Origin of the sequence: Nocardia sp. 852002-20019_SCH5090214 (assembly GCF_001665865.1) — a bacterium.
GTDB lineage: Bacteria > Actinomycetota > Actinomycetes > Mycobacteriales > Mycobacteriaceae > Nocardia > Nocardia nova.
This window is the reverse complement of record NZ_LZMK01000283.1, coordinates 1-523: the sequence shown is the minus strand read 5'-3', so window position 1 is coordinate 523 and position 523 is coordinate 1. Positions and strand designations below refer to the sequence as shown.

The 523-nt window shown below is 68.5% G+C and carries 1 pseudogene; it reads left to right on the top strand.

Annotation, left to right across the window (positions count from 1 at the left end):
- Window positions 1-523 (top strand): annotated as a pseudogene (locus A5780_RS41200) (DNA cytosine methyltransferase); the annotation flags it as partial.

The window sequence follows — 523 nt, the reverse complement described above, 5'->3', positions numbered from 1 at the left end:
CGCGGCCGATGCCCGGTCTCACGGGCCGGATCGCGGCCAACCACAACCCGGTCTGTGTGGCGGTGCACGAGCTGAATTTCCCCACGGTGGAACACCTTCCGCCCGGCGACGTCAGGGAGATCGACCTGACGCGGCTGCCCGCGACCGAGATGTTCTGGGCGAGCCCGGCGTGCCCGGAATGGACGGACGCGAAGGGACAGAAACGCTACTTCGACCAGAGCAACCAGTACCGGTTCGACGAGGAACTCGGCATCGTCGAGGATCCGGCGTCCGGGCGCAGCCGCGCGCTGGTCGAGCAGATTCCCCGGTATCTGCGTGCGATGGCCGCGCGCGGCAAGCCGGTGCTGGCCGGGGTGATGGAAAACGTCGTGCAGTGCTGGAAGTGGGACGACCGGCATCGGTGGCTGCGCGAGATCCAGGACCTCGGTTACGAGACCCGGGTCATCGCCCTGAATTCCGCGCACGTGCTGCCGCGCACCTGCCTGCCGGTGCCGCAGTCCCGCGACCGGCTCTACATCGCGTA